The following is a 12,813-nucleotide window of genomic DNA, read 5'->3' as shown; positions in this document are numbered from 1 at the left end:
CTAAATCTGAATCTTTGATATTGAGTCCTGCACTCTCTTCTCTATTGAATCTGCAAGTTCTCCCTCTCCTCTGCTTCTGAGTACCTCTGAAAGGTACATTAGGTATGAGAGATTTCTCTCTATATCAGTCTTTGAAAGATAGTATCCTCCAAGTTTCTGACCAAAGAAGCCTATTGCCTTAAAGCTCTCCTCTTCAAAAAGGGAGGCAAGTTTCAGTGCTTTTTCACGCTCCTTTGAAAGGAGATAAATATCAATTGCATCTATCACAGCCTGCTCATTAAGGGATGAAAAAATTGAGCAGGTAACAGGGAATTGATCATGAATAAATACCTCCTGCATCCGGTCCAGAACCTCAACAGCTCTATCTCTCTTCCCTTCGTTAAAGAGAGCTCTGGCCGTTTGAGCGTGAATATTCCTGACTGACATAACTGCATTGAAAGTAAGCAAATTCTGATAGTCAATATTTACTGAAGGGTCATTCATATTGCCCCACCTGTATACATTCATTACTTTATCATACATTTTATCTGCAGGAACCCTCCCCGGAACAACCATTGTTGTCTGGCTCTTTATCGGTACAAATTTGTATGCAAATCCTGTCCACTCCAGATAATCTCTTATTCCAATTTCCAGATCACCTCCCATGGCAACAAAGTAAATAGGCCTGTCCCACTGGTAATTTGCAAGGATGTCAAGGATGATGAGCTCTGTTTTTGTAAGAAGATCTTTATTCTCTGAAATATTTAGTTCTATCGAATCAAGAATCACTGAGGAGTCTGCCTCGCTGACGATTCCGTTCTCAATAGCAGCTCTTTTATTAACAGGGATCGTAAGTTTCCTTGAGGTAAAAATACTATATCTTTTACCATTTTCAGCAGCAATAACTGCTTCTCTCTTTGAAATCAGGTCTATTACAAGTTTAAGCGGAACTCTGGAATTGCGTCTGTCAACAATATGCACAACATCATTTGTACCATAGAGATACTCACTTCTTGGGATAGAGATTGGGAGAGGATCAGATTCATACGTCCTGTACTTCATCTGATCTATATACCAGTCTGTTCCAAGCAGAGAGGTATTAACAATCCTGACATCTGTTCTTACCCCTTCAACCTCCTGTATATACCATAGAGGGAATGTATCGTTATCTCCGTGAGTAACCAGTATTGCGTTATTTTCAGTACTGTTGAGATAGTTGTATGCAATATCTCTTGCCGTATATCTGTTGCTTCTGTCGTGATCATCCCAGTTTTCTGATGCCATTTGAACAGGTACTAAAAGTGATGCGGCTGTTACAACTAATGCCGAATACTTCTCAGGCACCCATCTTTTAATAAAATCGTTTATTGCCATAACAGCAAGCCCAATCCAAATTGAAAATGCGTAGAATGAGCCGGCATAAGCATAATCTCTCTCTCTTGCCTGATAAGGTGGCTGATTAAGATAGACAACTATTGCTATCCCTGTCAGCAAGAAGAGTAGCATTGTTACCCACCAGTTCTGTTTATCTTTTTTAAGATGATAGAACAGACCAATAAGCCCCAGCAGCAAAGGGAGGAAATAGTAGTGATTCTTTGCCTTACTGTCTACTATATAAGCAGGTCCGCTACTTTGATCTCCAAATCTTGGATTGTCAATAAAACCAATCCCTGATGCCCAGTTTCCTCTGACAGGGTCACCCGGTACAGTTCCATGAAGATCATTCTGTCTGCCAACAAAATTCCACATAAAGTACCTGATATACATGTAATTTATCTGATAATCAAAGAAATAGGCAAGGTTATCTTTAAAAAGAGGTAGCTTTTTATCGCTTCCCTGAATGCTCTTTCCTCTACCCTCTGTATAGCTCTCATAGAATCTTATGTGATCAGGTGTTGAGCTCCACATTCTGGGAAATAGCATCTTACTGCCAGGTTTGAAGATTGGTTCAACAGGCCCATCCACCTTCTTGTATCTGTCTCCCACTTTTGCATAATACTTGGAACTCTTAATATCATAAGGAGAGCTGAAACTCTCTCCGTAAACCAGCGGATTTTTCCCGTACTGCTCCCTTGCAAGATATCGAACAAGTGAGAAAGGATTATCAGGTTGATTTTCGTTTGTAGGCGTATTTGCAGAAGATCTGATAATTACAACAGCAAATGCAGAGTAACCAATAACAATCATTGTAAAGCTGAGCAGGATTGTATTCCATAAAACACTCTTCTTTTTGAAAGTGTAGAAAATCCCCCACAATGATGCCGCAAGTATGGAAATTAAGAAAAATGCTGCTCCTGAATTGAATGGAAATCCCATTCCGTTTACAAATAGGAGATCCACCCACGATGCAATCTTTGGAAGCAGTGGAATTATCCCATACAGTATTACTGCAAGTAAAACAGCAGATACCAGTAAAACATAGAAACTTCTTTTTGTTGAAACCTCGTAATTTTTATAATAGTAAATAAACACAATTGCCGGAATTGCCAAAAGATTAAGCAGGTGAACCCCAATCGATAAACCCATTAATAATGCAATCAGCACAATCCATCTGTTTGCGTGTGGTGAACCGGCCTCCTCTTCCCATTTAAGCATTGCCCAGAAAACTACTGCAGTAAATAGTGAGGACATTGCATAAACCTCCCCCTCAACGGCTGAAAACCAAAAAGTATCTGAAAATGTATAAGCCAAGGCACCCACCAGTCCGGCACCAAAAATTGCTAATGATCCACTGCCGGAAACCTCCTTTCTACTCTTCTCTGTTACTCTTCTTCCTAAATGAGTAATGGTCCAGAACAAGAACATAATTGTAAATGCAGAGCACATTGCACTCATTGCATTAACCATCATGGCAGCCTTCTCTGGTCCTGCAGGCAAGGTAAAGAATCTTGCAATAAGCTGAAAAACCGGATTTCCGGGAGGGTGTCCAACCTCTAGTTTATATGAAGATGCTATAAATTCACCGCAATCCCAGAAACTTGTGGTGGGCTCTATTGTAGAGAGATAAGTTACAGATGCTACCAGGAGTACAAATACTCCCAGAAGATTATTAATAAGTTTGAATTTTTTCAGCTCCATAAGGGTGTTTTTGTGTTTACATTCACTTTATCTTGCAAAGATACTATTTTGAAATATTCTGCCTAAATTTGCACAAAATTAATGTTTAATGAGTCAAACTGACTGGAAAAGCAGACTGGGAGTTGTATTCTCTACTAATCCGGATTTTAGCTACCAAAATTCAGATGAAGAGAGTGTACATTCTGAGACTCTGGCCCCGGGAAAGCAGAGATTAATAGTCTCTATTGACAAAAGACATCGCGCAGGGAAACAGGTAACACTGGTAAAAGGCTTCTCAGGAAAGGAAGAGGATCTCGAATCCTTGGGAAAACTACTTAAAAACAAGTGCGGGACCGGAGGATCAGTAAAAGATGGAGAAATTATTCTTCAGGGAGATTTTCGTGACAGGGTGGTATCTCTGCTTCAATCTTCAGGTTACAATGCAAAAAGAGGTAATTGATTATGGAAAAGGTTTTTCCTGCAGACTCCCTGTGGGAGGCCGGATCCAAAATTGTATCTTCAATACCTCCTGCAGAGGAATTTGGCAATGCTGCTATTACAGATGTGCTTCTCTCATTTATCATTCTTGCCTTTTTTGTAATCCTTATATTTTTTTCCAGGGAAATTCTTACCGTAATACCATCTGTATTTAGAAGCACCTTTAATTTAAAAAATCATTACAAAATAGAAGAGAAGCTATCATTATCCAATATGAGGAATGTTGTTTTTCTTGTTTCTCTTATCTATTTTCCCGTGATTGTCACCATAATGGCGGGTAGTTACATCCAGTTAAGATTTGGAATTTATCCGCCGCTGTTTCTGATTTTATTCTTTAGCATTCTTATATTGCTTGGAATTGTAAAGAAGTTGATTTTTAAGCTTCTCTCCTGGCTGAACAGGGATAAAAACACATTTACATTACTTGAAAAAGTGGGTTACAATCATATAATATTGGCAACAATCGTTACTTTTCCCTCTCTTCTTGCTCAAGTAGTAACAAATGACTATTCCGGAGAGATTCAGATTTACGCTATGATTATCTGCATTTTACCCGTTTATATATTGTATTTGATTCGAAGTAGTCAAATAATAATTGGCCAACGATACTCACATTTTTTTTATATTTTGTATCTTTGCGGCGCTGAATTTTTACCCATAGTACTTTTAGTACACTTTATACTCTCGCTCTGATAAAATGAAGATAAAGAATATTTTAATTGCTCAACCAGAACCTGCCAACGGATCTCCTTATTCTGAATTGGTTACAAAGCACAAGATAACTATTGACTTTATACCCTTTTTTAAAGTTGAACCATTGTCTGCTAAGGAATTCCGTTTACAGAAGGTCTCCATACCTGATTCAACCGCAATAGTTTTCTCTGCAAGATCTGCTATTGATGCATTCTTTAAGATTTGTGAAGAATTAAGGATTACAGTTCCTGAAACTATGAAATATTTTTGCATTTCAGAGGCAGTTGCCCTCTATCTGCAAAAGTATATCGTATACCGCAAAAGAAAGATATTCTTTGGCAACGGAACCAATTCATCAATAATTGATCTTATCAATTCAAAACACAAAAACGAGAACTTTATGATTACTGCGGCAGATAACTGCAAAACAGATCTGCACAAGTTGTTTGTAAAGGCTAAAATAAAGCACACTACAGCTGTTTTTGTTAAAACAGTTAACAGTGACCTCTCTGCTATTGATCTGCAGAAGTACGATTTTCTTGTATTTTACAGTCCCAGCGATATTAAATCACTCCAGGAGAACTTTCCTGATTTTGTTCAAAATGGTACAAAGTTCGCAACATTTGGTGCCGGAACACTTAAAGCTCTAAAAGCTGCAAAATTCACTGCAGAGGTGGTTGCTCCAACACCGGAGGCCCCCTCAATAGCAAAAGCTCTTCAAAACTACCTGGAGATTAAATAATTTTAATAAGCAAGATATGCCGGAGAACACTAACGAATTCCCAAAAGGGGAGAGATTGTGCAATAAAAAGGCTATCACTTCGCTTTTTGAAAGCGGAGAATCTTGTTTTGTGTTCCCCCTCAAATTATATTACAAGCCCAACAATCTAATAAATAACAGGATACTTATCTCAATTCCAAAAAGGGCTCATAAAAATGCTGTTGACAGAAATCTGCTTAAAAGGCGGATTAAAGAGAGCTGGAGATGTGGAGAGAGAGGGTTATTTACAGGTATGGATATTGCTGTAATTTACATAAGCTCCTCTTTAACAGAATTTCATAAAATTGACAAATCTCTATCAGATGGACTGGCAAAAATTAAAGCGGCTCTTGATAAAAGCAGCAACTCTACCTCTAATATTAGTAATTAAGTGCTACCAGTACTGCATTTCTCCTCTTAAACCTCAATCATGCAGATATTCACCTACTTGTTCGGCCTATTCTCTTGAAGCTGTAAAGAAGCACGGCCCTGTAAAAGGTTTGTGGCTTGCAATAAAGCGAATCTCCAGATGCCACCCTTGGGGAGGAAGTGGTTATGATCCAGTGCCCTGAGAATTCTCTATACCAAATCTACTAAGAACACTGTCAATATTCTTTTCGTCTCTGGCAAGCATCCTTATCTCTTGCTCTGGAACTTTTGAAAGATCCATAAAAACAAGTCCGTCAACACAGTAGTTGAAATCCGGATCTACATTAAAATTGAGAATTCTGGCGTTAATTTTCAAATATTTCTTTACCAGAGTTGGTAACCGGTACTCTCCATCACTCAGCTTCAAAATATACCTGTCAAACTTCTCAATTGAATCTGCCTTGCTCCCACTTAAAAGCATATCAGGATTGCATCTGTGAAAGTTAGGAAAAAACGGGTTTTTTGGTCTCATCAGTTTGTCTAACTTCTCAACAGAGTGATATTTTTTAAGATATTCTATCATCAGACTGCGATAGAATTTTGGATACCACGAACTTATGCTAACAGGGCCAATAAGATACTGTACATTTGGATTGTTTAGCACAGAGTATAACAAACCCTTTATCAGGAGCATAAGAGGTAGAGCCTCTTTCTGATATTCCAGTGTTACAAAAGAGCGTCCCAGTTCTATTGATTTACTTAAGTACTTTGAAAACTCAGGATCGTAGTCAAAAAGCGTTTTTGTATAAAACCCTTTTACACCCTTAGATTTAAGTATTTCATCACCATAACCCAGTCTGTATGCCCCAACTATTTTCCCCTTCTGCTTATCCCAAAGAAAGAGATGCCTGTAGTACTCATCATAAACATCGATATCCAGTGCCGATTTTGTTCCCTCACCAACCGCCCTGAAGGCCTCCTCTCTTTTTCTTCCCAGCTCGTGCATTGTTAGAGGGATAGACTTTGAATCCGTCAGATAGCAGCTGTAATTCCCTGTTGTAAAGAGGTGTTTCTCCTTTGGTAATGAATTTATCTCTTTTATTAGTGCTCTTCTGTTTTTGGGTAGAGCAATAGGTGTTGAGTAAACCTCCTCAGGATGAATAACTTTTAATTGAACATTACCCTCCAGGGCATATGTTCTGCTTCTGAGATATCCTCCCAGCTCTTTTAGATCTTTGTATTCAGCAAGTTCATTCGTTGTTACAGGTTTTCCTATCCTAACCTGAATCGTCCTGTTCCTCTTATTTAAAAGCTCTCCGGGAAGTCTCATAGTTCTAAGCAAAGGATGAACCTTCCCCAGCCAGTGGAAAAAATGAGAATTTGTTCCGTGAACATAGACAGGTAATACCTGAACACCGGAGTTTCTGATTAATTTAATAATTGTAGATTGCCACTCTTTGTCCTGAATAATTGATGAACCATAAGTTGTGGCAACCTCTCCTGCAGGAAAGAGACACAAAGGAGAACCATTTTTAATACTTTCTGAAGCCATCCTGAGCCCGGAAAAACTTTGAGCTATATCCGGTTTCTCCGTAAATGGATTTACAGGAAAGAAGAACTCTTTAAGATTATCAATGTGAGACAGGATAAAATTTGTGAGAAATTTTGTGTCTGGGCGAGCTGCACTGAATATATCTATCAACACAATACCGTCAATTGCTCCAAACGGATGATTTGAGACTACAATGAAAGGGCCCTCCTGAGGTATGTACTCCAACTCCTTAGGTGGAATTTCGTACCCAACATTCATCTCTTTCAGAAGTGCTGTAGAAAAATCCCTGCCATTGTAATTAGCAACTTTTGCGTGTAACTTGTTAATTCTGCATATTCCCAGCAAGTGCATCGCAATACCGGCAATAATATTGCCAGGCAAACCATGGACATTTACAGCCTTCTTAATGTGACTCTTCGTTATTAGTTTTGCATCCATATCCCTTGCAAATATAGTTTATTTGTTACTTTTACAAATATGAAATCAATAGATAATCGAGAAGATCTCAAGGATAGTGTTAAAATCCTGCCTCAGCTTCCGGGAGTTTATCGCTTTCTGAACAAGGATGGAACCATTATTTATGTAGGAAAAGCAAAGAATCTCAGAAGCAGGGTATCCCAATATTTTCAGGCCCCTGAGGGGCTGACTCCCAAAACAAGAGTAATGGTCTCAAGGATTGCAAGCTTTGAGCACACCATAGTAGGGAGTGAGTCCGAAGCGCTCCTTCTTGAGAATACTCTAATAAAGAAATATCAGCCCAGATATAATGTAATGCTTAAGGATGGTAAAACCTATCCTTGGATATGCATAAAAAAAGAGCCCTTTCCAAGAGTGTTTTTAACAAGAAAGTTACTCAAAGATGGCTCTCTATATTATGGACCATACAGTAATGTTTCACACGCATATAATCTTTTAGATATAATAGACGCTCTCTTTAAAATAAGGAATTGCAAACTCTCTCTTACACCAGAGAATATTAAATCAAAAAATTTCAGACCCTGTTTAAGGTTTCATATTGGAAAATGCAAGGCTCCCTGTGTCTCTCAGCAAAGCGAAGAGGAATACAACTCCCAGATAGAGAGGATAAAGCTAATATTGAAAGGAGAGACAGCAGCTCTCGCCGGTGAAATTAGAGAGGAGATGCATCTTGCCTCATCAGAACTCAGATTTGAAGAGGCACAAGAGGCTAAGATTAGGCTGGAGACGCTTAACAGACATTACAGTAAATCTCTGGTGGTAAGTCAGAGCCTCACCAATATTGATATTTTTTCCCTGGTCTTTGAAAATAGCGCTGCATTTGGTAACTGGATGAGGGTAGTTAACGGATCTGTTATCCAGTCAATGAATGTTGAGATGAAGATTCCCATTGACGAAGTGAGGGAGAATGTATTAAGCCGATTTATAATATCAATCGGAGAAAGATTCTCTCCCCTGTCAGAAGAAATCATAACAGAGTACCCTCCTGAGGGAGACTTTACACCTTCCCGGATTCATATACCTAAAAGGGGTGAAAAACTTAGTTTACTGGAGCTAAGTCTCAAAAATGCAAGGATTTTCAAACTGGAGAAGATTAAACAAGAGCAAATTCTAAGACCTGATGAACAGAGAGAGAGAGTTCTTGAATCTATCAAAACAGATCTGAACCTGACAGACACTCCGATTCATATTGAGTGTTTTGATAATTCAAACATTCAGGGCAAGTATGCGGTATCTGCTTGTGTTGTATTCAAAGATGGTGTGCCAAGCAAAAAAGATTACAGACACTTCAATGTCAAAAGAGTAGTTGGAGCAAATGATTTTGCAACAATGAAAGAGGTAGTCAACAGAAGATATTCAAGAATGGTTGAGGAGGAGAGTAGCCTCCCTCAACTGGTGGTAATTGACGGTGGCAGAGGGCAGGTTAATGCTGCATATGAAGCAATGGAAGAGCTGGGTCTAGAGAAAAGAATAAAATTGGTAGGAATCGCAAAAAGGCTTGAAGAGCTTATTGTACCGGGAGACCCTCATCCTCTTTTTCTGGATAAAAACAGCTCTACTCTTAGGGTTTTAATGCAGTTAAGAGACGAAGCTCACAGATTTGGAATAACACACCACCGAAAAAAGAGAAGTAAGGGTCAAATAGAATCTGAACTCGCAGAAATTAAAGGAATTGGAGAGAAAAGCATCCAAAAACTTCTTGCCCATTTTAAAAGTATTCAGGCAATAAGATCCTCCTCTTTAGAGGAGATTCAGAGAGTTGCAGGTGCTCGTGTAGCTAATATTCTACATCACTATTTTGAGTCCGGGGAGTACCTTTAGTAAGCCTTACCCAGTTTCTCCATCCGTTAACAGAGTTTGCAAGGTAGAAAAGCCACATAATAACCATTAAAACAGAGTGATCTTCTCCGTTTGCAAATGCAAAGGACCACATTACAATACTTATTACATTTACAGTTACCCACAAAACCCACTGCTCCATATAGGTTTTAACCATTAAATACATTGCAATTACTGATAAAACCGTTGTAGCAGAATCCTTTAGCGGCTGGGGGTCTCCAAAATTATCAAGAATAAAAGCCACAATTAAAACCAGAGTAGCAGAAACAAGAAAGAGAATAATCCTCTCTTTAGCTTTAAACCTCTTTCCCACAATAGTTACAGACTCTTTATTTTCTCTCTTCTTCATCCACATAAACCATCCGACAAATTGCATCGGAAGATAGTAGAATGCGTTCAACACTGCATCTCCGTAAAGCTCTGCCTTAAATGCAATAATCGCATACAGTGATACATTTACAAGTCCAAAAAAATAATTGATGATATTGCCTCTGGCAACAAGAACAACACAAACAACTCCTGTAATGGCAGCAGCAGAACCCATAAGGTCAAAACTGTCAGTTAACAGCATATGAAGGATGTTGGAAACAATAACACCTGAAATAAGAAACCAGTCGAATGGACTAAGAGTGTTGATTCTGCTAAATTTTATCATAATAGAGGTGTTGTGAATAAAAACTGGAATATGTTTCTGGACTCTCCTGTCCTTATAAACCTGACCCCTGCAGTCAGTGGTAAAGGGATATTGAATATGTTAAAATCAATAAGAACATCAGTGCCGGCAGAGTAGAGATGTCTGGAGTCATTCATTCCTCTGCTGTAGGCCCAGTCAAAAAATGGAATTATCCTTGCTCTCTTTAAATATAATAACCAAGAGATTGTAATGTCACCAAGATTTACAGGAATTGCATAGTCTGCGAATAATGATGCATAATTAATACTATAATGCGAGTTGTATCCTCTGGGAGAAGCAGCCAGGTTTCTCATAAGATAACGCTTACCTCCGTAAAACTGTCTTTGGTAGGCAAATGAGAGCTTAATGCCGTGATTCTTCATAACTCCCGGCAGGTAACCATAAGAGTTAAAATAGAACGTTGATCCAAAGTTCTCTCCGGCAAAAGGCATCATATTATACTGAAAATTTACTCCAAATCCCCATTTGGGAAAAAGGTTTCTAAGCGCCATTCTCTGGATCTGATAGTATTGAATACCCAAAGTTATATGCTGATAATCCTGGTATTTAGCCTCTCTGAACGAATAATAGGAGTCATTAGTGTATCTCCAGTTAAGTTTTGGGATTAGCCCTCTGGACCATCCTCCTGAAGAGAGATTAAGCGGCACATAAGCCAGCATTGATGCATTAAGGTATGGAGACCCGATAATTGTGTCAGCCACCATTTCCGGGTTAAAAAGGTCCCCTGAAACAAGAGTGATTCTTTGTTTATCCCTGTCATTGAGATCTGCCCTAAATTCAAAAACAGGATAAAGAGCTCTGTATGTAAACCTCAAATGCCCCGAATGGAATCCTCCATGATATGAATACCCAAGCATACCCTCAGCTGTTCCCAAAGAGTTTTGGGTATAAACAGATGCTCCAGGTGAGACGATATTATACAAATTCTCATAAGATATATTATTAAGAATATCAGTATTTACAAACAGTGGCGTCCAGGAGTGCAGTCTGAAAAGGTGCTGCCCTTTTCTGTATGGTTTTGAAACAAGCCTCTCAGTCCCATCAAGATCAACTGTATCAATATTAAATTTAGCCTGTAATGAAAGCTCCTCAGCCATAACAAATTTGAAAGGGTTGGATAGATTAGCTGGCTCCCATTTGAGAGAATCCACAGGAGATTCAACTATTTTGTATCCATTTTTTGTGTAATTCGAATAAATAACTGAGCCCCTGATTTTGCAAAATTGGGGTGATTTAGCTGCCAGAGGAGCAGATGTCAGCCTTCTTGTAAATCTGGCAGATGGGTCATAGTGGTAAATATTATCAGTCCCATCCATATCACTGGTAAAAAGAACTGAGCCCTCCATCTCAGAGAGGCTCTCAATAGTTTGTCTCTGTTCTGCAATCTCACGAATCCACTCACCACCACTAATGCCAATTGAAAACAGACCGAGTCCGTTTTCCGTGATAATTGAGCAAAAGACTCTATCTCCGATTATGAGCGATTCCTTTATCTGTCCGTTTAAAGGTGCTCTGCGGACAGAGTTGATTAAAAATCCATCCATATTCAGAAGGACAAGGGAGCTTCCACCTGTTCTGTGGTATTCTGCCACAGCCATTAACTTCCCATCTTCAGAGAGAGATGGATTCATATAGACTGCATTTTTTGTCAGCCTTGTTCTATTGTTCGTTTTTAAATCCCACTCTACTATCTCTGCATAACTCTCATGCTCCCACCTTAACGAAGGAATACTCTCACTCCAGTATAATCTATTGTTCTTCAGTACCGGCTCTCCATTTACTCTTCCAAGGAAGAGCAGAGTCTCCTCCCTCCCATCCTGAAAAACTTTGACCAACCGGGGAGCTTCATCAAGATCGGTTTTAACAGCATATGAGATACCATCAGGAGTAATCATTGAAGATGTATACGAAACATAGTCTTCTGTTTCCGGAGTTAAATATTTAAAACTTGTAAATGGAGCCCTTAAAGAATCTTCTTCTCTCCATAGTTTTGTCATTGACTGAGCCGTGATTCTTAGGTTCTCCTCAACAGTATATCCCGATGCCCTTTTATAAGCCATAGAGGTCCCGGAGGGATTATAAAACTGATCAACCAGGGTAGTCATAACATCCCCCATCAGATAACTGTTCCCTGATCTGAATCTCATTCCGGATAGTAAAAGATAGCCAAGACTATATTCATCCGGTGTGAATTTTTTAAAAGAGCCAAAGGCCCACTGCTGAATGTTTCGGAAATCTCCATCAAGAAAAGCAGCTTTAAAATATAGAAGATGTGACGGATTTCTCCCTCTACCTGCACTGGAATTAGCGGTTTCGGCTATGACAGCATCCCCTTCCAGCGCCCATTTATTTATGTAGAGTCCGGCACCTATGCCTACGGCCTGCTCACCGATAAGCCAGGAGAGAGGCTTGAAAATACCCCTTTCAAACATTGTCATTTGAGCTACATGCCTCCCCTCGTGAAGTACAAGTTGTTTCTCCCAGTTCATTGAATATCCCCCGAACGATGGAGGCGTTGTATACAACTCCATTCTCCTTGGCGCCCAGGTAACCATTCCGTTACTGTAAACATTATGTGGATGAAGGACTACAGGGAGTTTTCTGGGTTTTGACCTTAAAGGCTGGTTTATTGCATCTGCGCTTCTCTCAAGTAATAATGAATATCGTCTGGCAAGAGAATCTATCTCTGATGGATATATGATGTAGTATCTCTCCGTCTTTATCTCTCTCCATTTTAAATGAGAAGGATCACTTCCGGTTGAGTAGAACTGAGCAAAAGATTGCCAATAAAACACTAAAGAAAAAATCGCAGCTATTAGATACCTGAGAGAGCGGTTCATCTGATATTTTTTTGTGCCGTAAAGTTATGAAAATTGCGACAGATTTATGAATCAC

General features: G+C 39.2%; 10 protein-coding genes. 6 read left to right on the top strand and 4 right to left on the bottom strand.

Going from position 1 to position 12,813, the window contains the following annotated elements:
* Window positions 1-3,057 (bottom strand): DUF2723 domain-containing protein, encoded by a 3,057-nt coding sequence (locus U5907_07295; protein ID WRQ32383.1) that lies wholly within the window; start codon window positions 3,055-3,057, stop codon window positions 1-3.
* An 88-nt stretch (window positions 3,058-3,145) separates the two neighbouring features.
* Between U5907_07295 and U5907_07290 the strand changes: the two genes are divergently transcribed.
* Genes U5907_07290 through yidD form a run of 5 tightly spaced genes read left to right on the top strand, consistent with a single transcriptional unit; the run spans window position 3,146 to window position 5,559 of the window.
* Window positions 3,146-3,496 carry a translation initiation factor gene (locus U5907_07290; GenBank protein ID WRQ32382.1) on the top strand — a complete coding sequence of 117 codons (351 nt, stop codon included), beginning with the start codon at window positions 3,146-3,148 and terminating at the stop codon, window positions 3,494-3,496.
* A gap of 2 nt (window positions 3,497-3,498) precedes the next feature.
* The gene (locus U5907_07285; protein WRQ32381.1) at window positions 3,499-4,227 is read left to right on the top strand and encodes a DUF4271 domain-containing protein; all 729 of its coding nucleotides are present in this window, start codon (window positions 3,499-3,501) and stop codon (window positions 4,225-4,227) included.
* Window positions 4,228-4,231: 4 nt separating this feature from the next.
* Complete coding sequence (locus U5907_07280; protein ID WRQ32380.1) at window positions 4,232-4,969, top strand: uroporphyrinogen-III synthase; 738 nt, start codon at window positions 4,232-4,234, stop codon at window positions 4,967-4,969.
* A 16-nt stretch (window positions 4,970-4,985) separates the two neighbouring features.
* On the top strand, window positions 4,986-5,378 hold the full coding sequence (rnpA, locus tag U5907_07275) for a ribonuclease P protein component (protein WRQ32379.1): 393 nt from the start codon (window positions 4,986-4,988) through the stop codon (window positions 5,376-5,378).
* Entirely contained in the window at window positions 5,311-5,559 is a 249-nt protein-coding gene (gene yidD, locus U5907_07270) for a membrane protein insertion efficiency factor YidD (GenBank protein ID WRQ32378.1), read from the top strand. The genes rnpA and yidD overlap by 68 nt, the downstream gene beginning before the upstream one ends.
* Here yidD and U5907_07265 read toward each other — a convergent pair.
* Window positions 5,541-7,346, bottom strand: coding sequence for a GNAT family N-acyltransferase (locus U5907_07265; protein WRQ32377.1), 1,806 nt, complete (start codon window positions 7,344-7,346; stop codon window positions 5,541-5,543). The genes yidD and U5907_07265 overlap by 19 nt on opposite strands.
* A 39-nt stretch (window positions 7,347-7,385) precedes the next feature.
* Here U5907_07265 and uvrC point away from each other — a divergent pair, with 39 nt between their 5' ends.
* Window positions 7,386-9,206 carry an excinuclease ABC subunit UvrC gene (uvrC, locus tag U5907_07260; GenBank protein WRQ32376.1) on the top strand — a complete coding sequence of 607 codons (1,821 nt, stop codon included), beginning with the start codon at window positions 7,386-7,388 and terminating at the stop codon, window positions 9,204-9,206.
* Here uvrC and pnuC read toward each other — a convergent pair.
* Together pnuC and U5907_07250 are read right to left on the bottom strand one after the other, a co-directional pair.
* Window positions 9,163-9,879 carry a nicotinamide riboside transporter PnuC gene (gene pnuC / locus U5907_07255; GenBank protein ID WRQ32375.1) on the bottom strand — a complete coding sequence of 239 codons (717 nt, stop codon included), beginning with the start codon at window positions 9,877-9,879 and terminating at the stop codon, window positions 9,163-9,165. The genes uvrC and pnuC overlap by 44 nt on opposite strands.
* The gene (locus U5907_07250) at window positions 9,876-12,713 is read right to left on the bottom strand and encodes a hypothetical protein (protein ID WRQ32374.1); all 2,838 of its coding nucleotides are present in this window, start codon (window positions 12,711-12,713) and stop codon (window positions 9,876-9,878) included. Before U5907_07250 ends, pnuC begins: the two co-directional genes overlap by 4 nt.
* Window positions 12,714-12,813: the final 100 nt, after the last annotated feature.

The sequence above is a fragment of the Bacteroidales bacterium MB20-C3-3 genome (assembly GCA_035609245.1).
Classification (GTDB): Bacteria; Bacteroidota; Bacteroidia; order Bacteroidales; family UBA932; genus Bact-08.
This window is presented reverse-complemented; position numbering and strand designations above follow the sequence as displayed.

Excerpts from the sequence above, each read along its gene's own strand:
- U5907_07265 (WRQ32377.1), bottom strand. The coding sequence starts at position 7,346 with ATGGATGCAAAACTAATAACGAAGAGTCACATTAAGAAGGCTGTAAAT.
- yidD (WRQ32378.1), top strand. The coding sequence starts at position 5,311 with ATGGACTGGCAAAAATTAAAGCGGCTCTTGATAAAAGCAGCAACTCTA.
- uvrC (WRQ32376.1), top strand. The coding sequence starts at position 7,386 with ATGAAATCAATAGATAATCGAGAAGATCTCAAGGATAGTGTTAAAATC.
- pnuC (WRQ32375.1), bottom strand. The coding sequence starts at position 9,879 with ATGATAAAATTTAGCAGAATCAACACTCTTAGTCCATTCGACTGGTTT.
- rnpA (WRQ32379.1), top strand. The coding sequence starts at position 4,986 with ATGCCGGAGAACACTAACGAATTCCCAAAAGGGGAGAGATTGTGCAAT.
- U5907_07295 (WRQ32383.1), bottom strand. The coding sequence starts at position 3,057 with ATGGAGCTGAAAAAATTCAAACTTATTAATAATCTTCTGGGAGTATTT.
- U5907_07280 (WRQ32380.1), top strand. The coding sequence starts at position 4,232 with ATGAAGATAAAGAATATTTTAATTGCTCAACCAGAACCTGCCAACGGA.
- U5907_07285 (WRQ32381.1), top strand. The coding sequence starts at position 3,499 with ATGGAAAAGGTTTTTCCTGCAGACTCCCTGTGGGAGGCCGGATCCAAA.
- U5907_07290 (WRQ32382.1), top strand. The coding sequence starts at position 3,146 with ATGAGTCAAACTGACTGGAAAAGCAGACTGGGAGTTGTATTCTCTACT.